The sequence below is a fragment of the Paenarthrobacter sp. 10L412 genome (genome assembly GCF_056395565.1).
This window is the reverse complement of the sequence record NZ_JBFTJT010000026.1, coordinates 1-20604: the sequence shown is the minus strand read 5'-3', so window position 1 is coordinate 20604 and position 20604 is coordinate 1. Positions and strand designations below refer to the sequence as shown.

Here is a 20604-nt window from a genome sequence, read left to right as displayed (position 1 = left end):
GGCTTATGCCAATGACCCACCTTACGTTTACGGTCCAGGACCAGATTGCCACCATCATCCTGGACAATCCGCCCCAGAACCGGATCGACCTTCAGATGGCGGACGAGCTTTCCGAAGCTGTGACCGTGATAGGCAGTAGCGACGCCCGTGTGGTCATCATTCGGGCTGAAGGCGCCGACTTCAGTTTCGGAGGCGACATCATGACGTGGCCGGGTGCGGAAACGCGGGAGTTGCGTGCCTTGTTTGAGCGCTACATGTCAGTCTTCAACCAGTTGGAGTTGCTGCCGATGCCGGTGATTGCCGAAGTTCAGGGCCTTTGCTTTGGAGGAGGGTTTGAACTCGCCCTGCGGGCCGACCTCATTTTCGCAGCAGAATCAGCGGAGTTCGGGCATCCGGAGCAAACTCTTGGCATCGTCACCCTCTTGGGTGGCATCTATCGCGTTGCCGAAAGGGCAGGCAAGACCCGGGCAGCAGAATGGGCGATGACTTCGGAGAAAGTATCCGCTTCTGAAATGAACCGAGCAGGAGTGGTGAACCGCGTCGTTTCCGATGACAAGCTCCGGGAGGAAGTCTTGGCGTTTGCCCAGCGGATCGCCACTGGAGCTACACAGGCATACGCTGCGCATAAGGCGCTCCTGAGAACCTGGTCGTTGGGCGGCGTCGCTGCGGCAGACCAAGCGATGTTCGATATCGCCATGCCGTTGTTTGAACGCGAAGACACCCAGGCCGGGCTGAAATCGGCCGTGGAGGCACTGGAAGCGGGACGGCCGCGCCCGGTGTTGGAATTTCAAGGCCGCTAATCGCACTTAACATGGTGGATGGCCAAGGGTGCCCTGGAAGTTGGCGAGAGGGGATGCAGTGAGCGACTGGAACGCGACGCAACGCTATGACATGGAAAGTGCTCCCGGAGGGCTGGGTTTTGTGCATGACCTGCTCAACACGAAATCGGCTGGAAAGCCGCGAAGGACCGATTTGTTGCTTGATCTCGGGCTCGCCCAGGATTGGCTGGATGCTGGTCTGAAACAGTGGGCACTGGCCACCGGACGGCGTTATGTCGAAGTCAAACTTACGGAACGCGACCTGGAACACCTGCGGTACTTTCGTGATGAACTTGCGGGCACGCTAAACGCCGGAGGCGACCCGGACGCCGTCGTTCGTTCCGACATTGACGCCTTGCCCACAGTCTGGACGACCGCCACCTCCTTGAGGCTCAAGTCCAATGGCGAGATCCAGGCTGAACCGCAGGGAGCCGGAGCCGGGCACATTGAATCCCTGGCTATGACGGAGATCTTCCAGGCCCAACTCGCAGGGACCTGGCATCGGCTCAAACTATGCCGCAGCGAAAAATGCAGGGTTGCGTTCTTTGATCGCTCCCGCAACAACAGCGGCGTGTGGCATGACGTAAGAATTTGTGGAAACCCGGCGAATCTCCGGGCGCACCGAGCACGAAAACTTGAATCAAAGCTCGTGAATTGACTCCCATTTCTGTTCGTTCGTGAACAATGTGCAGGAGGGGTCTTTTCGCTGACCGGGCTATTAACCCCACTAAGGACCTCAATGCAAGCTTTACCTGCGGACAATTCCGCCCGAATCACCGAGTACGCGCATCCTGACAGGCTGGTTACGGCTGAATGGCTTGTACGGCACATGGCTGATGACAGACTGGTCATCGTGGAGTCTGACGAGGACCCGCTGCTTTATGAACTGGGCCATATTCCGTCGGCCGTTAAAATTGACTGGCATACAGATCTGAACGACCCTGTTATTCGCGACTATTTGGCGGGGCAGGAATTTGCCAATCTAATGATGTCCAAAGGTATTTCGCGGGACAGCACCGTTGTCATTTATGGTGACAAGCACAACTGGTGGGCAGCCTATACCCTCTGGGTGTTCCGTCTCTTTGGCCATCCTGACGTCCGCTTGCTCGATGGCGGGCGGGAAACGTGGATCTCCGAAGGGCGTCCCCTCGAGACTTCGCTGCCGCCGGCAAGGAGCGCAACGTCCTATCCGGTAGTCACGCGCGATGACTCGTCCATCCGGGCGTTCAAGGAGGACGTCCAGGAACACCTCGGCCTATCCCTCATCGACATCCGCAGCCCCGAGGAGTACACCGGCGAGCGGACTTCAATTCCCGATTACCCGCAGGAGGGGGTCCTCCGTGGCGGGCATATCCCTGGAGCACGCAATGTGCCGTGGGCGCGGGCTGTTTCGGATAATGGAACGTTCAGGCCGCGGAGGGAACTGGAGCAGATCTACTTCCAAGAAATAGGCCTGAAAGCGGACGATCAAGTTATCACATACTGCCGTATTGGTGAGCGCTCAAGCCATTCCTGGTTCGCCCTGACTTTCCTGCTGGGTATGGACCGGGTGAGGAACTACGACGGTTCCTGGACCGAATGGGGCAATGCCGTACGGGCTCCCATAGCGGTAGGTAGCTGAAGCGAACAAGAGGAGCAGTTGTGAGTGAGCGTAAACGAGTCGTAGCGTGGGACGATCCAGCCATTGGCGCGGCCGCCATGCCCGGCATGAGCGGCCTGGAATACCTGCACTCAATGATGGGCAAAAAACTGCCACCCCCACCGATGGGCGAACTACTGAACATGACCCTGGTGGATGCGGCACTGGGCACTGTCACCTTTACCTGTCATCCCGACGAGTCCCATTACAACCCAATCGGCTCGGTTCACGGCGGGCTCCTCTGCACCCTGCTCGATTCCGCCCTTGGTTGCGCCGTGCAGACAACCCTTCCCCAAGGCCAGGGTTACACCTCCATAGAGATTAAGGTGAACTACCTACGCTCGGTGCAGGCTGACAGCGGCCCATTGACCTGTGTAGGCGTTGTATCGAAGCCTGGCAATCGCGTTGCCTTCGCGGACGGCACTGTCACTGACGCCAAGGGCAAGCTCGTAGCTACCGCCACAGGCTCCCTGCTCGTCTTCGCAATCGACTGACCTGGTGGGGTCAGCGCCACAGAGGGAGAGCCCCCGACCGGTTTCGGTCGAGGGCTCTGCCGAGTGAATCGCCCGGGATCTACATCCCTGAACTCTTCGTCCGGACCGCGGCCGGCGCAGTCGTCGAAACAAGGTGCTCACCCTCCAATACTTCGGGGTCTGCCGGTGCGACGGTGGCACGTTTTCCCCTGCTGCCGGTCTCGGGCAGCGTGAAGTACACGATGAGGCATAGGGCGACTATCGCGATCATGTAGTAGGCGACGAACATTGGCTGTCCGGCGCCAACGAAGGCAGCAGCGACCAGTGGTGCGGTCCCGCCGAAGATGGCAATCACGATCTGGTGAGAGAACCCGATGCCGGACACCCGGACGGATGCAGGAAACAGTTCTGCCTGAATCGTCGGGTAGACCGACTGCCAGATACCAAGGACCACCCAGCCTGAAGCTGAAACCAAAACGTAAACGCCGAACCCTGGCTGGTTCAACAGCAAAAGCAAGGGGTAGAACAGTGCGATCATGCCGATGGCGCCGATGATGGGGAAGATCTTGCGGCGGCCGAGACGGTCGGAAAGATAACCACAAATTGGCACGATGATCACGAGTAATGCAAGTCCGATGACACTTCCTGCAAGCGTTGAGGCGAGGTCCCGGCCAGTCGTGAGTTTGGCGTAAGTGGGCAGGAAGGTCGCCCATGTGTAGTACGCCACTGCGGGGGCAGAAAGGGCTGCCGTCTGCAGCAGGGCCTTTGGATGATCGCGCAGGAGATCCCGCAGACGCGCCGGTGCAGACTTTTGATCGACGGCGGCACTTGCTTCAAATTCAGGGGTTTCATCCGAACGGGCGCGCAGAATGAGACCGACTACTCCGAGCGCACCGCCAATGACGAACGGAATGCGCCAACCCCACGCAGCCAGTTCATCGGGGGAGAAGGCTGAAGTGACCATAGCCGCAGCACCAGTCGCTGCGAGAGTTGCGAGGCCGCTTGCCATGTTGGAAAACGAACCGAAGAGACCCCTGCGGTTTGCAGGAGCGTGTTCGACCATGAACGCGATGGCGCTCTGCTGCTCGGTGCCGGCGGAGATTCCTTGCAGGATGCGCGCAACCAAGAAGAGAATTGGGGCGGCGTAGCCGATGGTTCCAAAGGACGGCGTAAGGCCGATGATCAGGGCTCCGAGGGCCATCCCGGAGATGGACAGTGTCAGAATAAGCCGTCGGCCGAAACGATCTGCCAGCGGCGAGATGATGATGCCGCTAAGAGGCCGAACCACAAACCCCACCGCGTAAGTGAGAAGGGCTGCCACGAGGGATGCGAACGCAGAGTCACTCGGAAAGATCTGCGACGAAAATACTGCTGCGAGCAGCCCGTAGATGTACCAGTCGTACCACTCCACAAAGTGGCCGATGGTACCTGCGATCAGGTTGACGCGGCGGCGGGGCGGCTCGGACGCTTCGGGAAATTCCGAAGAGCCTGGACTGTCCAGCGCTTCTTTTGAGGTCTTCATTGAACTCTCCATATTTGGGTTCCAGGGAGGATAGGGTTTCGATCCGGGGCATCGGCGAGGCGGCCGACTGCGATATGGGCGCTTAATGCCAAGCATGGGGCCGGTACGCGAACTCTTCAAGGCTTTGCGTTTCCAGCGGTTCTTACCTGGGAAACGCAAATGAGATCGGTTGCTGAGATCGGTTGCAATCAACCTTACGGACTGAATGTGATGCTTGTCAACGTTTTACTTGTGGCGCGTGTAGGCCGAAGGTCGGTTTACTCAGCCTCAATGGAAAGAGGCGCTTCGTTGTTGAAGTCCAGGAATTGCACTCCGGACCAGGCGCACTCCAAGCTGCCGTACGCAGACCAGTATTCATCCCAATGGGCGAGTTTCCACTGGTCGCGCTCCAGTCCGCGGTGGGTGAGCCGTTCGCGGAGAACTTCCTGACGTACCCGCACTCGGATGACTGTGATCTCGCACGAGGGCCACAGAAAGTTTTCTGCAGCACGGGTCAAATAATCTGCTTCTCCGAAGTAGGCTCCAAAGGGAGCATCAAGGACCACTGACCGGCCGAGGCGTAGGTTCACGCCCGCCACATCCATGAGGGTTTCGTACTCAAGGGGCAGCAGGTTGTCGCGATAGTAGTCGTTGGACTCGCGGTCGGTGGGATCGTGCCCGGTCGCGGTCAGCGCGAATTCAACGAAGCGGCCACATACCCGGTCCTTGTCCAGGTATGCCGCTTCCTGTTCCTTTGCTGTTTGCTGGGCAACCGTCGTTTTTCCCGAGCCGGCCGGTCCGATAACAATGAAGACACCCGGAGACATTATCGGCGGGCCTCTGCCACTGCTGACAGGAATTCCTCGGCAGCTTTCGTGACGCGGGTAAAGTCGCCGTCCGGCTGCCATGCCTTTGTCACGTAGCTGCCCACACCGACGCCCGCCACGCCCGCCGCGAACCATTCGCCGACGTTTTCCAGTGTCACGCCACCTGCGGGCATGATCGGCAGATGGGCCAGCGGCGCCAGCACAGACTTCGCATAGGCAATGCCGCCAGCCTCGGTGGGGAAGAGCTTGAGGATATCCGCACCCGCTTCTGCTGTTTCCACTAGCTCAGTCGGTGTGTAAGCCCCACTGATTGTTGGTATTTGGTATCGGTTGGCTGTGCGGATCATCGCAGGGTTCAACTGCGGGCTGACCAAGAACTCTGCGCCGGCGCGGATGCACTCGTAGGCTGAATGCTCATCCAACACGGTCCCGGCGCCGACTGCCACGCCGGTGGGCCCATGCTTGGCGGCGAGTCGTCGAATGACGTCTACGGCGCCGGGAATGGAAAGCGTGATTTCGAGGGCTTTGAAGCCTCCTTCGATAGCGGCTTCCGCCACGCGTTCGGCGAGTTCGGCGTTCTCGAGTCGCACGATGAGTACGGCCCCGGATTCGTCGATGGTTTGCAGGGTGCGAAGTTTCTTTTGCATGCTGGCTTCTTTCCGGACGGGAAGCGTCCTGGTCTTGAGCAGCCCGGCTCGTGTTGATGTTCCGTTGACAAACTCTCCCACCATCCATACTGTTATTGCAACCGATCTCAGCAACCGATCTCATACAAGGGGGTATTGCGGTTGACTCATGTGCGCACAATCATTCTTGGTGCTTCCCATTGGCACGTTCCGCTTTATGCGCAGGCCATTGGCGACGAGCACAACGTCCTCGGAGTCAGTGACGAGGACGTGTCCATCGTCCAAGGACTTGCCGACGGCTGGGGAGCACCGGTGGAGGCTGACTGGCAGAAGCTAGTGGACCTTCCCGATGTTGGCCTTGCCTATGTCTTTGGCCCCCACGATGGCATGGCGGAGAAGTGTTTTGCCCTGATAGAACGGGGTATTCCGTTCGTGGTGGAAAAGCCGCTGGGAACTTCACTTGCCCAACTTTCTGCCGTACGTAAGGCCGCCGAGGCAGCTGGCGTGCCCGCCACAGTACCCTTGGTCCAGCGGGGCGGCCCGACCGACCGATGGCTGGCTAAAGCTGGACGACCGACGTACCAGCGAACATCTTTCATCGCAGGACCACCATCCCGGTATCTCTCCAACGCAAACCCCTGGATGCTCGACCCCATCAAGGCTGGCGGAGGATGCTTGGCCAACCTCGGTCCACATTTCGTTGATCTGTTCCTTCAGGGCTGCGATGAGTCAGTGGCACATATCCAGTCCCGGCTCTCCTCGGTCCTTCATGACCAGGCTGTTGAGGATCATGCCACTTTGATCATCACCACGCCGGCCGGACGCGAAGCCATTGTTGAGGTGGGCTACGCATTCCCCGGCTCCCCGTTCAAGCGCTACTGCAGCTTCACTTCGGTCGGAGAAGCGGGATTCGCGTCCGTCGATTCAGACGGCACAGCTACCTTCACGGCCCTGGACGGCACCACGGAATCCGACAAGATCGATGTGGACAGCGACCCGCTCTACGACCCCTTCGTGCGGAGTGTCGCACGGACACTGGATGATGGATTCCGGGGCTTGCCCACGCTGGCCCAGCTCGAGAATGTCATGCGGCCCATTTGGCGGGCCTATGACGACCAGCACGGAGGAAATGAACATGCCTGACCTGAGTATCGACGTCGTTGCAAAAGCTGCCGGTGTCCACCGGTCAACAGTCTCCCGGGCGTTCTCACGCCCTGAGGCGGTGAAGAGTGAAACACGCGAGCACATCCTCCGGGTCGCCGAGGCACTCGGCTACACCATGAGTCCGCTGGCGCAAGCGCTCCGTCGAAAGACCAGCACCATCATTCCTCTGATTGTCCCTGACATTACGAACCCGTTCTTCGCAGAACTTGCCAAGACAATGACACAGGCAGCTGACGAGCGCGGCTACCAACTCATGCTCTGCGTCACCAACGGCGACCCGGCCAAGACCGATGGATACTTCACAGCGATGCAGGCGATGTATGCCCCGTTCGGGATTGTGGCGCCCTCCACGAAGGTGGATTCCGAAGCCCTGAAGCGTTTTGCCTTCGGCCATAAGGTGGTGGTGATCGACCGCGTGGAAGGTGACGACTCCGTTCCTACGGTCACCGTCGACAGCCGCAAAGGAATCATGCTGGCGTTGGACCATTTGCATGCCTTGGGGCACACCTCGATCGGCTACGTTTCCGGTATCGCCGGGACACATACGGCCCAAGACCGTATGGACGCCTATCTGGAGCTCACCGCCCAAAGCGGCAGCGCGCCCGTGGTGCTGGACAGCGGGTCAGACCTGGATGCGGGAACGCGCGGGGCAGAGCACTTCCTGCAGATGGACAATCCGCCGACGGCTATCATCGCGGCCAACGACATGGTGGCCTTTGCAGTGATCTCGGAACTCGGTCGGAGCGGCCTGCGGGTACCGGACGACGTGTCGGTCATCGGGTTCGATGGGCTCGCTCTCGGTGCGCGCTTCAACCCTCCCCTGACAACAGTGCGGCAGCCCATCGCCGACATGGGACATATCGCGATCGAATTGGCAGAAAAGCAGAATGTTGACGGCTCCGTGGACCACATCGTCCTTGAACCTGAGCTTCTGGTGCGCGGTTCCACCTCGGGACCTCGAAAATGAGTGCGGCAGGGGAGTCGACGCTCCGGCGTCTGCCGGGACTCCAGTACACGGACCACGTGGGACTGACGGTTCCAAACCTTGACGAGGGCGTTCGGTTCTTCGTCGAAGTGCTCGGAGCTGAAGAGCTATACCGCTCCGAACGCGGGCCCGACGAAGATTTTATGCCCACGAACTTCGAAGTCCCGGCAGATGCCAAGCTCACACTCGCCATGCTGAGACTGCCTCCGAACCTCAACATCGAGCTCTTCGAGTGGAGCAGCGCTGAGCGGCGCGAGACGCCACCGCGTCATTGCGACGCCGGGGGACACCACCTGTGCTTCGTCGTGGACGACGTCGATGGAGCCATCGAAGTGCTTCAGGAAACACCAGGGGTACGCGTGCTCGGGGAACGCAAGGAAGTCGCAGGTGACAGCCCTCGTGTATCCGGCAACCGCTGGACCTACTTCATTACCCCTTGGGGGCTGCTGATGGAGATCGTGGATCGGTCCCGCGTCGCAGACCCACCCCGGCTGGTCGGTCCCGCGGACTGGGCAGCAACAAGAAAGACGTCAGAAAGGACATGAAACCATGCGGCTAGCTGGTCACACACTAGGCACCCCGGACCACACGGTTCCCCAAGCAATTAATCTCTTCCGATCGGTGGGGCTCGATGCCGCCGAAGTCATCTACCAGGATGACTACAAGTCCGGGTTGCCTTTGGGTGACCATCGCGCCGCGATGGAGGCACTGAAAGCGGCCGAAGGCGCAGGTGTGCCCATAGTGGGTCTGACGCCATACACCACCGCCATCAATGCCCTGGACGCCGTGGAATGGCGCAAAGCAGTCGACGAATTCCGCGGCGCCATAGAGACCGCACACCTGCTCGGCGCCGACCGGGTCCGTGTTTATGCAGGTTCCTGGCACCCCGGTGACAACGATCACGCGGCACGATGGGCAAAACTGCGTGAAGCCTTGGAGACCCTCGCGCCTGAAGCAGGCCAGGCAGGGGTTCGCCTTTGCGTTGAAAACCACTTCGGCACTATGACCCAGACCGCTGCGGACACCGCTGCATTGGTCCGGGAAATCGCCCATCCTGCTGTCCGGGTTCTCTATGACCAGGCCAACCTGACATTCACGCACGACGAAAACTACGAAGAAGCCTTTGCAATCCAAGGCGATCTGATAAGTCACGTCCACGTAAAGGACCTCGTCTTCACCGATCCCAATGCCACCTTCCGCGCCACTGAAACAGCCCGAGTCAACGCTTCCGAGCGGGCGGTCCGCTCCCGCGTCGTGGGAAGCGGCGTGGTTCCCTGGTCCCAAATCCTCGCCACGTTGCTGCAGCACGGCTACGACGATGTGCTGAGCATCGAGCTTGAATACCGGTGGCACCCCCAAGACCTCCCTGCGCCCGAAGATGGATTCCGCCAATCCGCCGCAGTCCTGCGCTCAATGCTCTCTGATCTCTCTGAAGTAAGGAACGCCCGATGAACACGAATCGTCTCCGCGTCGGAGTTGTCGGCGCGGGCAATATCGCCACCATCGCCCAATTACCCACGCTCGTACAACGCGACGACGTCGAATTAGCAGCCCTCGTCTCCCGGCGTGAAGATCCCAGCGGTCTGGTGCGGCGCTGGGGCTTCAACTCCGCTTTTAAGACCGTGGAGGACATGTTGGCCTCGCAGGAACTGGACGCTGTCTTTGTACTGACACCACGCGCAGAGCACGCCCATGCCGTCCAACTGTGCCTTAATCGTGACGTCGACGTGTTCTGTGAAAAGCCATTGGCCCCGGCAACCGATGAGGCAGAACGCCTTGCAGATCTCGCCGACGAACGCGGTCGGGTGCTCATGGTCGACTTCAACCGCCGCTATGCGCCCGTCTATACAGCCGGCAGGGAAATTTTCGGAACCAACGGCGCCACCTTCTGCGTCGCCCAGAAAAACCGCCCCGGATCTGAATACCGCGCGACGTTCGAGAACGCCATTCACATGGTCGATCTCCTCCGCTGGTACTGCGGCGGCGAGCCTGAACACGTCGCCGCCCACGCCGCCGGTGAGGACCCTTGGGAAGAAGACGGCCTCGCAGCAACCATCCGCTTCAGCACAGGGAATACAGGCGTCTTGATGGCGGCCCGTACAGCGGGAGCTTGGAACGAAAAACTGGACGCCTACGGTGACGGAAAGACCGTCGAAGTCAGGGCACCCGAAACGGTTTCCACCACGATCAACGGCGTCACGACATCACGGGAACTTAGCGCCGAGGCATATGGCTGGGCGACAGCCACCGACACTCTGGGGTTTTCCGCCGCCGTTCACCACTTCCTGGACCGGGTCGCCGACAGGGGGCAACCCCTGACTTCTGGCCGCGAAGCCGTTCACACGCAACGCCTGCTGGACCGGATTCTCGCTTCCGCCGGCTTGCCCACAGAAGAACAAGCCGGCCGCGAATGGGCCAGCCACGCAGTCAGCGGAAGCTGAAGCACCAGGCGAGACCGCCCAGCACCACGTCAGGTCTACGAAGGCGGTTCACCGTTCTTCTCGGCATTCTCCTGGTCGCCTTCAGTGCCAGGCAAGCGGTGTCGGCAGCATCCCCACTCCTTGACGCAATAGGTGAGGACCTTCCACTCGATGCCGTGTCAACAGGGACGCTGGGGATGCTGCCGACGGCCGGCTTCGCCTTAGTAGGCTTTCTGGCTCTCCCGCTCGTGCGTCGCATCCAGCTGGAGCATCTGCTTTTAGTTGCACTCCTGCTGACAACCTTGGGTCAGGTCGGACGCGCAGTGGGTTGGACCACCCTGGTCTTTTTGGCTTTCACCTGGATCGCCATGCTGGGCATCGGGATGGTCAACATCGTGGTTCCGCCGCTTCTGATGAAGTTCTTTCCCAAGAGAATCGGGCTTCTCTCAGCCCTTCACGTGACTCTCCTGGGCGTCAGCACGGCCATTGCCGCCCAATGTGCCACACCCTTGGCCAATCTTTATGGCTGGCGGTTGTCAGTCGGCATTTGGGCGGGCTTCAGCGCAGTCGCAGCCCTGCCCTGGCTGGTGGTTCTTGCCGGGAAGTGGAAAGCCGAGCGCAGCGCGAAGCCAATAAGTCGTGACCCTCCAGCGCCACCTGATAGCGCGATACAGCCCTGGCGATCCTCGATCGGCTGGGGTATGGCGCTAATTTTCGCCGGATGCTCAAGCAATACCTTTGCAGCCCTGATGTGGCTTCCGGCTGTTTTTGTCGACCGGGGGATGAGCGGGGAAACGGCTGGCTCTATGCTCGCGCTGTATTCAATTATCGGCCTGCCTGTAGGTCTGATCGCGCCTCTGGTGGTAGCACGAATGCCTCGCCCCATGCCCATCGCGGTCCTGTTCGTTGTCGCGTTCGCCATCGGCTACGCGGGCATCGTCTTTGCTCCACCAGCTTCTGGAGTCGTGTGGGTGGTCATTGCTGGGTTGGGCCAGGGTGCCTATTCCTTTGCGTTCACGATGATCAACAAACGCACCAGAACGGAAGCTGGCTCGGGGGCACTATCGGGGTTCGCCCAGGGAGTCGGCTACGCCCTCGCCGGCATCGGCCCACTGCTTTTTGGTCTACTGCACCAACCAGGCGATAACTGGTTGCCCTCTTTCAGTATGCTCGGAGCCTGGCTTTTGGTGCTGACCGCGGGAGCCATAATGATCAACAACCCACGCTGTCTGGACGATGTACGCGAAGCCGGCACACCAGAGCATCAAGCACCTCGCCTCTGGATCAAATAAATCCTTGACAGACCCCTTCGGCCATCTTATGTTTATTGCAACCGATCTCAGCAACCGATCTCATTCGGACTGAAGCTAAATGCAACCGATCTCAAAGGAGAGACGCAATGATGAGAAGCTCAGGCACTTTGACCGCCGTGGCCCTTACCGCGGCACTACTGACAGGCTGCTCGAGCACCTCGGGCGACGCAGGCAACGAGAAAGAAGATGGTCCAGTGGTATTGACGTACTGGGACTTCATGGATCCGAGCCAGAACAATCCGCGGGCCGCGGCGCTGAAGCAAAACATCGAGAACTTCGAGAAAGAAAATCCCAACATCGATGTCCAGTTGTCAACGGTTTCCTTCGGAGACATGATCAGCAGGCTCCCGCAGGCAGCAGCAGCGGGCCAGACACCCGACGTGGTCAAAATGTTCGCCCCGGTGGTCCCACAGATTGCAGCCGCCCAGGTCTATCAACCGCTCCCGGACGAAGCTAAGCAGGTCACAGACTGGCTGCGCCCTGCAGACAAGCTGGCGGACAAGGACGGGAAGCAGGTAGCGGTGCCGTACGACTACCGGACCTGCACGCTGTACTACAACGACAAGACCCTCAAGCAGATCGGAGCGGCTGTCCCCACCACCTGGGACCAGGTGGCGGATGTCGCCGGAAAAGCAGCAGCCGCTGGCTACACAGGGTTCGGCACGGGCTTCTCCGGTGTCGATAACTCCGCGATCATCTCGACATTTTTTGATTGCTTCATGAGTGAGGTGGGACAGGACATCTCGGATAAGGACGGCAAAGCCGCTTTTGACACCGACAAGGGTAGAGAATTCGCCGACTTCCTTGTCAAGCTCAAGAAAGCCGGAGGCATGTCAAACAGCGTTGTCGGCGACCAGTACTCCACCGTCACCGACGGCCTGCAGAACGGCACAGTTGCTATGGCGGTCCTTGGAACAGAACGCCTTCTGACACTGCAGAAGGCCAACCCGGACATCAAGTCCGCCACTCTTCCCAAGGCTTCGAATGGTTCGAACACAGGATCGACCTTCGGCTGGACCCTTGGCATTGGTGCGGGAAGCAAGCATGCCAAGGCGGCTTGGAAGTTCATTGAATACATGACCGGACCGAAGGCTGGTGCATTGATGGCAACCGGAGGTGACGTACCCACTCGTTCCGCGACCTTCAAGGAGCCATACTTCAGCACGCCCGAAGCGAAGACGGTACTGGATGTGAGCAAGTTCGTTGAGGAACACAGCGAACCGCACACCTACCCGGACAACTGGATCGCCATTGCAAGTGGCCTCGCCGGCGCCGGCCAGGAGTTGTATCTCAACAACCGGTCAGCGGACGAATTCATGAAGATTGCCCAGGACGCGGCCAACAAGTGAGGCTCGTTCCCGACAGGAACATCGACGCAACTGCACTGGTCCCAGGAAAGCGAAACCCATGTCAGTGACACAAGCACACCGCACGGCGCGGAGCACCACGCCCCCTGCCAGGTTAGCCCGGACAGACCGCGCTGTATGGCTCTACGTCGTCCCGGTCGTAGCGGTCTTCCTCTTCGTTTTCGTCGGGCCCCTGATCTACACGGCCTGGACTGCCCTGCACGAAACCACGTACTACCAGATCAAAGAGTTCTCCGGGCTGAATTCATTCACGGAGCTCTTCTCAGACAAGGATCTGCCAAAACAAATCGGTACCACTCTTGCCTTCTCACTTGGTGCCTTGGCAATCGCCCTGCCGCTGGGGTTTGCCTCTGCAGCGGTACTGAACAAGATCATCCGCTTCAAGCGGACGGTTCGAAGCCTGTTCCTGCTTCCTTGGCTGATGTCACAAGCCACCGTCGGCACCCTTTGGCTATGGTTCCTTAATCCCAACTATGGTCCGGGCACAGCTATCACCAAGGCTTTGGGCTTCGGCCCCACGGACGTGTTCTCATCGCCCGGTTCTGCCTTGGTGGCTGTAACCCTCATCACCGCATGGTGGTCCTATCCTCAGGCCATGGTTCTGTTCCTGGGTGCCCTGCAGACCGTTCCGAATGAACTTTACGAGAGCCTCCGCGTCGATGGGGGAAACGCCTGGCAGGGATTCGTGAACATCACGCTACCCTTCCTCCGGAACACCATCGTCTCGGTCGTCGTCGTCCTGCTCATGCTCTATGTACAGATGGTGACCATCATCCTGGTCATTACGCGAGGCGGCCCGCTCGGCGGCACGGAAACCCTCTCCATGCGTGTATTCAACAAGACATTCCAAGACTTTGACCTCTCGGGAGCCTCGGCAACTGCCATTCTGCTCTTCGCTATCAACATCGCGCTGACCCTGGTAGCCATTCGCTTCCGACGGAAGGACACCCTGTGACTGCTGTAATCCCGGCCAAACGCCGACGTCCTGGGCAGATTCTGCGGCGGGTGCCCATCTGGGTAATTGTTGCTGTAACAGCAGCCCTTGTGTTGCCTCCAATCCTTTGGATACTGTCGACCTCCTTGAAGACTGAAGCCAATACCGTGGCTTTCCCACCGGTGTGGATCCCGGCCCCATTCTCCTTCGACAGCTACGCCGGCCTGTTTACCTCCGCTAATGTTCGCTTCTTTGCGAACTCAATCATCTACGCCATTGGATCGATTGTTCTCGCCTTGGCAGTGTGTGTACCGGCAGCGTACGTCGCCACCCGTTTCCGCGGCCGTCGTATGGAAAGCCTCATGACGGGCATTCTGGTGCTGTCTATGGTTCCGGGTGTTGTAGTCTTCATCGCGCTCTATTCCATGTTTGTCAAAACGTCCCTCATTAACAGCTACCCTCTGCTGATCCTGGTTTACACGGGCATAATCTGCGGACAGACGATCCTGTTTCTTCGCAATTTCATCGAGAACATTCCGGTTGAGATCGAGGAAGCTGCGGCAATTGATGGCTGCAGTCGACTTCAAATACTTATACGGATTGTGCTGCCACTGATCCGTCCGGGTATAGCGGCCGTAGCAATCTTCATCTTTGTGTTCGTCTGGAATGACTTCCTCGTCGGAACCGTCCTGGCAACCACCGAGGACATGAAGACCGTGCAGAACGGCATCGTCCGGTATATCTCAACCGGCTTCGGCAACTTCTGGGCGTCCTTCGGCGCGTTCGTTATTGTCGCGTTCATTCCCGTCCTGGGCATTTTCGTCGCATTCCAACGCTGGTTCATCGCGGGCCTGACCTCCGGTGGTGTCAAATCATGAGCGCACAGGCAACTGCTCCTCGTGTAGCCGTCGTCGGAGGGGCCGGCTGGGCAGGATCACGGCACGCGCGCGCATTCGCCGCGGCGGGGGCCGACGTCGCAGTCATTGTAGAGAAGGACGAGCGTGGCATTGCGCTCGCTCAGGTGTTAGGCGCACAGTTGGTGCCCAGTGCCCAGGAACTCGACCCTGAGCACCTGGACCTGGTTGTCGTAGCATTGCCCACTACGGTGCAGCCGCTCATGGTCGCAGATTTGCTGAACAGGGGATTCCGTGTGTTGACGGAAAAGCCGGTAGCTGCAGATGCCGAAGGCGCTGCGGTCATGGCTGCCGCTTCTGGTGTAAATGAGAGGCTTATGGTGGGGTACACGCTTCACCATCATCCCGCCGCCTCAATTGCCTCTCAATGGGTCAGGAACAACGACGTGATCGCTGTTTGTGTTCGTTCGGTCGCCCATAAAAAGGACATCAACTCGTGGCGCGCTGACCCGAAGGAGGGTGGCGTCGCCGTCGTGAATGGCATTCACGCCATCGAACTGGTCTCATCATGGTTTGACGGTGACCCAAAGGTGCTGACTACCAGTACCAGCAGCAGCCTGTATGGGTCCCCGGTGCCAGAGCATGTCATATCCGCCCTCGAATTTCCTGAGGGTGCCGTATTCACGATGCAGAGCTACTGGTCTCCCTGGCAGGAGCCGGAAGGTCTCAACCAGGGCGATTGGAGCCTCACCATCGATGTCCTGGCAACTACAGGCCGGCTGTTGTGGTCCAACGATTCAGTTCACATCTGGGACCGTGACGGTGGCCATTCCGTGAACACTTTCGAGCCCTCGGATCTCTTCCTTCGCCAGGCAGAGGCGGCGATAAAGTTCTGCGCGGGTGAAAGTCCCGCAGTCGGGTTCGCTCAAGCACTCCACGCTACAGAAATCGCCGATGCCCTCCTGGCAGCGGCAGTTTACGGCGCTGAGGATGTGGTTACCCCGTAGCATCGCGAAAAACTAGACAGTGGCACCGGCCGAACTGAGCAATACCAAGTAAGGATTGAAAATGAGCCTCAAAGACCAAGTGGTTTTGGTAACGGGATCGAGTGGGGGAATCGGCGACGCCGCCGTCAGCGCACTCACAGCGGCAGGCGCCGTCGTCATCGGCGGGGACCGGTCCCCTAAAGAGGGCCAATCGCTAAAGGAGTTCTACCCCCTCGACATCACGTCGGAAGAACAATGCGCGACCCTTGTTAAGGACATCGCAGCCAAATATGGTCGAGTAGATGTCCTCATCCATGCAGCCGGAGTGCTGGGCCCCACCCCCAACATCATGGAAACAACCACAGAAGAATTCGACTCAATTCTGAGGATCAACGCCACGGCGACCTTCACGATGGTGCGGGAGACCGCCAAGTCCATGCTTGAGTCCGGCACGGCCGGCGCCATCGTCGTCCTGTCCTCCGTCGCGGCCAAAGAAGCACGCCTCAATTACTTGCCGTACAACGCGAGCAAGCTCGCCGTTCTGCACATCATGTGGTCATTCGCCGAACTGCTTGGGCCTGACGGCATCTCAGTCAACGCCATCGCCCCAGGCCCAGTGAACACACCCATGCGGGCACAGTTCGACAAGGATTCCGGCTCGGGAGCGGCTGCCAGCAGGGCAAAGAGGGCAGCCCAACTGCCGATGCGCCGGTTTGCCGAACCCGAGGAAGTCGCCCGCGCCATCCTTTTCCTTGCCGATCCGGACAACCGCTACATCACGGGAGTGTCTCTTGATGTGGCAGGGGGAGCACATCTGGGAATCGGAACCTGAATCACCAGGCGCGGGGTTTCACAAACCTTGAGGCCCCGTCAGGGCCGAGCCCCTCCGCAATTAACAGGGAGCGAAGTGAAAGCCGAAATCAGACATCATCACACTGCCCTTCATGTCGCGGACCTGGAGCGTAGCGCACGGTTCTATGCCGACGGGCTAGGACTGGTCCGTTCGGAGGCTTGGACGTCAGGGTCCTACATAGGCGAACTCTTCGGCCGTCCGGGCGTAAAGGTCAGAGCGCTGCTCCTCACGACGCCTGACGGAACCTTTCAGTTGGAACTCGTCCAGGTCGAGGATCCTCCAACCGCCATCAACCCCACTGAGGCGCAGCCGGGAACGGCGCACCTTGCCTTCACGGGTGTTGACGTCCGGAAGGTGTTCGCTGAGATGACGGCGCTCGGATATGGTGCGTTGTCCGAACCGGTTGGGCCTGATTCCGGCCCAAATGCAGGGGGTCTGCTGATCTACTTGCTCGACCCGGATGGTAACCGGGTGGAGCTCATTCAGGCACCGGACTGGCGGGATCGCGGCACATCCTGACAAACAACACGCGCACTAAATCCGGAGCCTCTTAGGAGGTCGACCGAGAAGGGCCATAAATGAAACGGGCCCTGAGCCTCATCGATAACGACGCTGGCCGTCGACGCGGTGAATGGCGACCTCGCCGCGTGCTCAAGACAACCCGACAGCGCCTGACTTGGCGGTATCGTCCTTGCCTAGTGCTGGTAGATGTCCCGCCGGTGGCCCAGGGCGACAACCAGGACGATCAGCTGCCCGTCCCGGATCTCGTAGATGATCCGGTAATCGCCGGTGCGCACGCGCCAGTCGCCGCTGCTTCCGGCGAGCTTCTTCGCCCCCGGCGGGCGCGGGGTTTCGGCGAGGAGTTCGATGGCGGCCTGGATCCGCCGGCGTGCATCGGGTGGGAGTTTGCGCAACTGCCGCAGCGCGGCTGGCGCGACCTGCACGGCATAGCTCACGCCAGGCCCAGTTCCGCCTTGACTTCCTCCCAAGGCACCGGGCCTTCGCCGGTGTCGGCCATTTCGGCCCGCGCCGCGTTCGCCGCCCGGAGGTCTTCCAGGTCTTCGGCGGCTTCAATCAGCGTGGCGAGGTCTTCGGCGTCGATTAGCGCCGCGACGCGGCGGCCACGGCGCAGCAGATACACCGGTTCATGGCTCACCCGGGCGGTATCGACTGCCTCCGAGAGCCGGCTCCGTGCGTCCGTCACAGTCATTTCGCTCATGCCCCAATCTTAGACTCGCTAGCGCTGAAATGTACATCAGCGCGGAAAGCGCCGAAACCCCGATACTGGATGTTCCATTTTTTCTGCCATGTCGTGGAGGAAATCCAAGTCCTTCGCTGAAGCGGGGGCCGGGACAGTTTCTATGGCAGCGCGCGCGGGTATGCGGTGTGCACTGGCTTACCCTCGTCGATCCCTAGACCCCGCGCACAGCTTGCCCTATCGTTGGGGCATCAACGGTCATTGGCCGGAGGAGCTCCGCTGCGGAGGTAAATCATGGGTATCATTTCTTCCGGTTTCCGTGGACGACGGTCCGAGAATTCTGCGTTGCCTCCGGGACAGCATGAAACGCAGGACTTTCCCGTTCTGACGGCTGGACCCGCTCCGCTCATTCCCGCCGATGAGTGGGAGTTCTTCATTACGGCGGAGGATGGCCAACGTCTCGCGTGGTCCTGGGATGAGTTCATGGCTTTGCCGCAGGAGGAGATCACCGAAGACATTCACTGCGTGACCAGCTGGTCAAAGCTGGGAACGACGTGGCGCGGAGTTTCAGTGGACACGCTTTTCGAAAACGTGGAGACCACCCGCGACTTCGCCACCGCCCATTCCTTCGGCGGCTACACAACCAATGTTCCGCTGTGGGATCTCCTGGGCGGTAAGGCCTGGGTGGCCTGGGAATTTGATCACGAACCTCTTGAACGGGCACACGGCGGTCCGGCGCGGCTTTTGGTGCCGCATTTGTATTTCTGGAAAAGCGCCAAGTGGATTCATGGCTTGGAACTGACTGACGAAGACGTTCCAGGTTTCTGGGAATCGAATGGATATCACCTTCACGGCAATCCGTGGCGCGAGGAGCGGTACTCGTGAGGCCTTTGCCGTGAGTTCTGTATGGCGGGTCGCGGAAGTGGTGGGCGGGGAACTGGAAAACGCCACAGCCCGAACCATTAGGCTGCGCGTGGATGGTTTGATGGGATATCTGGCCGGGCAACACATTGATATCCGCCTCACCGCAGAGGACGGGTATACAGCCATCCGGTCCTACTCCGTGGCATCGGCAAGTACGGATGAGCATCTGGAAATCACCGTTGATGAACTGCCCGACGGCGAAGTGTCACCTTACCTTGTCCGGGACCTGGCCGTGGGGGACCAGTTGGAAATCCGGGGACCGGTGGGCGGCTGGTTTGTCTGGCGGCCAGCCAATGCGAACCCGGTGCAGCTGATCGGGGGAGGGTCAGGTGTGGTGCCGTTGATGTCGATGATCCGTGCCCATCGGGCGTCCAACAGCGGGGCCCCTTTCAGGTTGCTCTATTCCCTCAGATCTCCGGATTCTTCGCTTTATCGGGACGAGCTGCACCGTTTGGATCAGGAATCAGCCAAGCTGATGGTCGATTACATCTACACGCGTTCGACGCCGGACGGCTGGCCGGCAGCGCCAGGTCGCCTTACTTCCGAGGGCCTTTTGGGCAAGATCTTCCCAACAGAGGAGAACCCCGATGTTTTTGTTTGCGGCCAAACCGTCTTTGTGGAGACCGTTTCGGACTGGCTTGTAATGGCCGGTTATCCGCCGGAGTCCATAAAGACCGAGCGGTTTGGCGGGACGGGAGGCATCCGGTGAACAGCACCGACGACTTTGCTGTCCCCGAGTCCGATGACCAGGACATTGCAGCAGCACCCCATGACCCGATTCCGTATGTAGACGGGAACGCCGCAGCCGGCGCCCTATCCGAAGTGTTCCGCATCGACATCATCGCGGCGCTGGGACGCTGCAGACACTGCGGTTCCGTCAGGGCTTTTGGCGAGGCCATGGTCTTCACCGACGCGCCCGGAATTGTGGTCCGGTGCCGCGACTGTCAGGGCGTGCTGCTGCGATTGGTCCAAACACCAACCAAATACTGGCTGGATTTGAGTGGCCTCAGCTACTTGGAGATCGACCGCGAAGAGTAGGCGTCCGTTGCCTTGGCACCGCGAGCGGGGCCGCCTCACTGCCCAATCCTGGAAGATGTGAAGTTTACCCATGCGCTGGCCAGGAGTCGGTCACCGGTTCTCCTAAGTCTGAATAGGAGTGAGCTTATTCCTATTTTCTGGCCAAAGTACGAATAACGGCGTCATTGGTGATGGCTTGTGACGATCCAGTGGCGAGCAGCGCGGGTTGCCACCGCAGAGACGCTCCGGCGCTTCTCGTCGTCGTCACGGTGGTGCTTGGTGTATTCGTTCACCGGGAGGCTGCGGGTTCCCACCCGTGAACGCGTCTGTCGAGCAGCAGCACCAGAACCAAGTTCCTGATTCGGCGCGCAGGGCTGCTAATCGTCGCGTGGTTAGGAGTGAAGTAGCCGATTAACCGCCGCCGTTATCGCTTTGAGGAGACCTGGCGACAAAGTGCTCAACCCGGCGGTCCGGGACCAGCCAGATCAGCGCCACAACGGTGAACATGGCGATCCCGAACAGGGGCTGGACCAGGGTGGCTGCGATGCCGGCCATGTAGATCACGGGGGATGCTTTGCCTTTCCAGTCCCGGCCGACAGCCCGGGCAAGGGCCCCGTCCTTGCCTTGGGCGGCGATCAGGCGACGTTCCAGGATGTAGTACGCGATCGCTGCACACAGCAGGTTGATTCCGTATAACAGGACGGG

24 protein-coding genes and 1 pseudogene are annotated in these 20604 nt (G+C 59.8%); 19 read left to right on the top strand and 6 right to left on the bottom strand.

Translation table 11 applies throughout. The annotated features are described in order from the left end of the window. The first annotated feature begins 11 nt into the window (after positions 1-11). The 4 genes from AC1DD7_RS23845 to AC1DD7_RS23830 all read left to right on the top strand — a co-directional run bounded on the left by AC1DD7_RS23845 (position 12) and on the right by AC1DD7_RS23830 (position 2951). On the top strand, positions 12-800 hold the full coding sequence (locus AC1DD7_RS23845) for an enoyl-CoA hydratase/isomerase family protein (protein WP_477516846.1): 789 nt from the start codon (positions 12-14) through the stop codon (positions 798-800). A gap of 58 nt (positions 801-858) precedes the next feature. Continuing rightward, the gene (locus tag AC1DD7_RS23840; protein WP_442019216.1) at positions 859-1476 is read left to right on the top strand and encodes a CGNR zinc finger domain-containing protein; all 618 of its coding nucleotides are present in this window, start codon (positions 859-861) and stop codon (positions 1474-1476) included. Between the two features lie 81 nt (positions 1477-1557). Next, positions 1558-2439 carry a sulfurtransferase gene (locus tag AC1DD7_RS23835; protein WP_477516845.1) on the top strand — a complete coding sequence of 294 codons (882 nt, stop codon included), beginning with the start codon at positions 1558-1560 and terminating at the stop codon, positions 2437-2439. 20 nt (positions 2440-2459) lie between these two features. Continuing rightward, positions 2460-2951: a PaaI family thioesterase gene (locus tag AC1DD7_RS23830; protein WP_442019214.1), complete on the top strand. Its 492-nt coding sequence runs from the start codon at positions 2460-2462 to the stop codon at positions 2949-2951. A 79-nt stretch (positions 2952-3030) separates the two neighbouring features. Here the strand turns inward: AC1DD7_RS23830 and AC1DD7_RS23825 are convergent, their stop codons facing one another. The 3 genes from AC1DD7_RS23825 to AC1DD7_RS23815 all read right to left on the bottom strand — a co-directional run bounded on the left by AC1DD7_RS23825 (position 3031) and on the right by AC1DD7_RS23815 (position 5905). Further along, entirely contained in the window at positions 3031-4452 is a 1422-nt protein-coding gene (locus AC1DD7_RS23825; protein WP_477516844.1) for an MFS transporter, read from the bottom strand. Positions 4453-4709: 257 nt separating this feature from the next. Further along, the gene (locus AC1DD7_RS23820; protein WP_442019212.1) at positions 4710-5258 is read right to left on the bottom strand and encodes a P-loop nucleotide/nucleoside kinase family protein; all 549 of its coding nucleotides are present in this window, start codon (positions 5256-5258) and stop codon (positions 4710-4712) included. Continuing rightward, positions 5258-5905 carry a bifunctional 4-hydroxy-2-oxoglutarate aldolase/2-dehydro-3-deoxy-phosphogluconate aldolase gene (locus AC1DD7_RS23815; protein WP_477516843.1) on the bottom strand — a complete coding sequence of 216 codons (648 nt, stop codon included), beginning with the start codon at positions 5903-5905 and terminating at the stop codon, positions 5258-5260. Before AC1DD7_RS23815 ends, AC1DD7_RS23820 begins: the two co-directional genes overlap by 1 nt. Before the next feature lie 150 nt (positions 5906-6055). On the opposite strand from AC1DD7_RS23815, the gene AC1DD7_RS23810 reads away from it, so the two are divergent. From AC1DD7_RS23810 to AC1DD7_RS23755, 12 genes are all read left to right on the top strand, one after another. Beyond that, positions 6056-7027 carry a Gfo/Idh/MocA family protein gene (locus tag AC1DD7_RS23810; protein ID WP_442019210.1) on the top strand — a complete coding sequence of 324 codons (972 nt, stop codon included), beginning with the start codon at positions 6056-6058 and terminating at the stop codon, positions 7025-7027. Further along, positions 7020-8015 (top strand): LacI family DNA-binding transcriptional regulator, encoded by a 996-nt coding sequence (locus AC1DD7_RS23805; protein WP_442003637.1) that lies wholly within the window; start codon positions 7020-7022, stop codon positions 8013-8015. The genes AC1DD7_RS23810 and AC1DD7_RS23805 overlap by 8 nt, the downstream gene beginning before the upstream one ends. After that, a complete protein-coding gene (locus AC1DD7_RS23800) occupies positions 8012-8578 on the top strand; it encodes a VOC family protein (RefSeq protein ID WP_477516842.1) in 567 nt (188 codons plus the stop codon). The genes AC1DD7_RS23805 and AC1DD7_RS23800 overlap by 4 nt, the downstream gene beginning before the upstream one ends. A gap of 4 nt (positions 8579-8582) precedes the next feature. Beyond that, positions 8583-9485, top strand: coding sequence for a sugar phosphate isomerase/epimerase family protein (locus tag AC1DD7_RS23795; protein ID WP_477516841.1), 903 nt, complete (start codon positions 8583-8585; stop codon positions 9483-9485). Next, positions 9482-10474 carry a Gfo/Idh/MocA family protein gene (locus AC1DD7_RS23790; RefSeq protein WP_477516840.1) on the top strand — a complete coding sequence of 331 codons (993 nt, stop codon included), beginning with the start codon at positions 9482-9484 and terminating at the stop codon, positions 10472-10474. The genes AC1DD7_RS23795 and AC1DD7_RS23790 overlap by 4 nt, the downstream gene beginning before the upstream one ends. A gap of 98 nt (positions 10475-10572) precedes the next feature. Then, positions 10573-11745, top strand: a complete 1173-nt coding sequence (locus AC1DD7_RS23785; RefSeq protein ID WP_477516839.1) for an MFS transporter — start codon at positions 10573-10575, stop codon at positions 11743-11745. A gap of 107 nt (positions 11746-11852) precedes the next feature. Beyond that, positions 11853-13115 (top strand): ABC transporter substrate-binding protein, encoded by a 1263-nt coding sequence (locus AC1DD7_RS23780; RefSeq protein WP_477516838.1) that lies wholly within the window; start codon positions 11853-11855, stop codon positions 13113-13115. Between the two features lie 58 nt (positions 13116-13173). Then, entirely contained in the window at positions 13174-14088 is a 915-nt protein-coding gene (locus AC1DD7_RS23775; protein ID WP_477516837.1) for a carbohydrate ABC transporter permease, read from the top strand. After that, positions 14085-14945 (top strand): carbohydrate ABC transporter permease, encoded by an 861-nt coding sequence (locus tag AC1DD7_RS23770; RefSeq protein ID WP_477516836.1) that lies wholly within the window; start codon positions 14085-14087, stop codon positions 14943-14945. Before AC1DD7_RS23775 ends, AC1DD7_RS23770 begins: the two co-directional genes overlap by 4 nt. After that, the gene (locus tag AC1DD7_RS23765; protein WP_477516835.1) at positions 14942-15928 is read left to right on the top strand and encodes a Gfo/Idh/MocA family protein; all 987 of its coding nucleotides are present in this window, start codon (positions 14942-14944) and stop codon (positions 15926-15928) included. Before AC1DD7_RS23770 ends, AC1DD7_RS23765 begins: the two co-directional genes overlap by 4 nt. Before the next feature lie 61 nt (positions 15929-15989). After that, on the top strand, positions 15990-16739 hold the full coding sequence (locus AC1DD7_RS23760; protein ID WP_442003645.1) for an SDR family NAD(P)-dependent oxidoreductase: 750 nt from the start codon (positions 15990-15992) through the stop codon (positions 16737-16739). Positions 16740-16814: 75 nt separating this feature from the next. Next, positions 16815-17279, top strand: coding sequence for a VOC family protein (locus AC1DD7_RS23755; RefSeq protein WP_477516834.1), 465 nt, complete (start codon positions 16815-16817; stop codon positions 17277-17279). A gap of 176 nt (positions 17280-17455) precedes the next feature. Here AC1DD7_RS23755 and AC1DD7_RS23750 read toward each other — a convergent pair whose 3' ends face one another. Further along, the gene (locus tag AC1DD7_RS23750) at positions 17456-17716 is read right to left on the bottom strand and encodes a type II toxin-antitoxin system RelE family toxin (protein WP_442003647.1); all 261 of its coding nucleotides are present in this window, start codon (positions 17714-17716) and stop codon (positions 17456-17458) included. Then, entirely contained in the window at positions 17713-17979 is a 267-nt protein-coding gene (locus AC1DD7_RS23745; RefSeq protein ID WP_442003648.1) for a type II toxin-antitoxin system Phd/YefM family antitoxin, read from the bottom strand. The genes AC1DD7_RS23750 and AC1DD7_RS23745 overlap by 4 nt, the downstream gene beginning before the upstream one ends. A gap of 273 nt (positions 17980-18252) precedes the next feature. Here AC1DD7_RS23745 and AC1DD7_RS23740 point away from each other — a divergent pair, with 273 nt between their 5' ends. The 3 genes from AC1DD7_RS23740 to AC1DD7_RS23730 are packed head-to-tail and all read left to right on the top strand — an operon-like array spanning position 18253 to position 19920. Further along, positions 18253-18843, top strand: coding sequence for a molybdopterin-dependent oxidoreductase (locus tag AC1DD7_RS23740; RefSeq protein ID WP_477516833.1), 591 nt, complete (start codon positions 18253-18255; stop codon positions 18841-18843). Then, positions 18794-19591, top strand: coding sequence for a ferredoxin reductase (locus tag AC1DD7_RS23735; protein WP_442002447.1), 798 nt, complete (start codon positions 18794-18796; stop codon positions 19589-19591). Before AC1DD7_RS23740 ends, AC1DD7_RS23735 begins: the two co-directional genes overlap by 50 nt. Beyond that, entirely contained in the window at positions 19588-19920 is a 333-nt protein-coding gene (locus tag AC1DD7_RS23730) for a DUF6510 family protein (RefSeq protein WP_442002448.1), read from the top strand. Before AC1DD7_RS23735 ends, AC1DD7_RS23730 begins: the two co-directional genes overlap by 4 nt. A gap of 390 nt (positions 19921-20310) precedes the next feature. Here the strand turns inward: AC1DD7_RS23730 and AC1DD7_RS23725 are convergent. Further along, positions 20311-20604: pseudogene (locus tag AC1DD7_RS23725) on the bottom strand (TMEM175 family protein); the annotation flags it as partial.

Bases quoted from the DNA above. Each gene is read 5' to 3' on its own strand.
- AC1DD7_RS23845 (WP_477516846.1), top strand. From the start codon at position 12: ATGACCCACCTTACGTTTACGGTCCAGGACCAGATTGCCACCATCATC.
- AC1DD7_RS23835 (WP_477516845.1), top strand. From the start codon at position 1,558: ATGCAAGCTTTACCTGCGGACAATTCCGCCCGAATCACCGAGTACGCG.
- AC1DD7_RS23825 (WP_477516844.1), bottom strand. From the start codon at position 4,452: ATGAAGACCTCAAAAGAAGCGCTGGACAGTCCAGGCTCTTCGGAATTT.
- AC1DD7_RS23820 (WP_442019212.1), bottom strand. From the start codon at position 5,258: ATGTCTCCGGGTGTCTTCATTGTTATCGGACCGGCCGGCTCGGGAAAA.
- AC1DD7_RS23815 (WP_477516843.1), bottom strand. From the start codon at position 5,905: ATGCAAAAGAAACTTCGCACCCTGCAAACCATCGACGAATCCGGGGCC.
- AC1DD7_RS23805 (WP_442003637.1), top strand. From the start codon at position 7,020: ATGCCTGACCTGAGTATCGACGTCGTTGCAAAAGCTGCCGGTGTCCAC.
- AC1DD7_RS23800 (WP_477516842.1), top strand. From the start codon at position 8,012: ATGAGTGCGGCAGGGGAGTCGACGCTCCGGCGTCTGCCGGGACTCCAG.
- AC1DD7_RS23795 (WP_477516841.1), top strand. From the start codon at position 8,583: ATGCGGCTAGCTGGTCACACACTAGGCACCCCGGACCACACGGTTCCC.
- AC1DD7_RS23790 (WP_477516840.1), top strand. From the start codon at position 9,482: ATGAACACGAATCGTCTCCGCGTCGGAGTTGTCGGCGCGGGCAATATC.
- AC1DD7_RS23780 (WP_477516838.1), top strand. From the start codon at position 11,853: ATGATGAGAAGCTCAGGCACTTTGACCGCCGTGGCCCTTACCGCGGCA.
- AC1DD7_RS23775 (WP_477516837.1), top strand. From the start codon at position 13,174: ATGTCAGTGACACAAGCACACCGCACGGCGCGGAGCACCACGCCCCCT.
- AC1DD7_RS23765 (WP_477516835.1), top strand. From the start codon at position 14,942: ATGAGCGCACAGGCAACTGCTCCTCGTGTAGCCGTCGTCGGAGGGGCC.
- AC1DD7_RS23760 (WP_442003645.1), top strand. From the start codon at position 15,990: ATGAGCCTCAAAGACCAAGTGGTTTTGGTAACGGGATCGAGTGGGGGA.
- AC1DD7_RS23745 (WP_442003648.1), bottom strand. From the start codon at position 17,979: ATGAGCGAAATGACTGTGACGGACGCACGGAGCCGGCTCTCGGAGGCA.
- AC1DD7_RS23740 (WP_477516833.1), top strand. From the start codon at position 18,253: ATGGGTATCATTTCTTCCGGTTTCCGTGGACGACGGTCCGAGAATTCT.
- AC1DD7_RS23735 (WP_442002447.1), top strand. From the start codon at position 18,794: ATGGATATCACCTTCACGGCAATCCGTGGCGCGAGGAGCGGTACTCGT.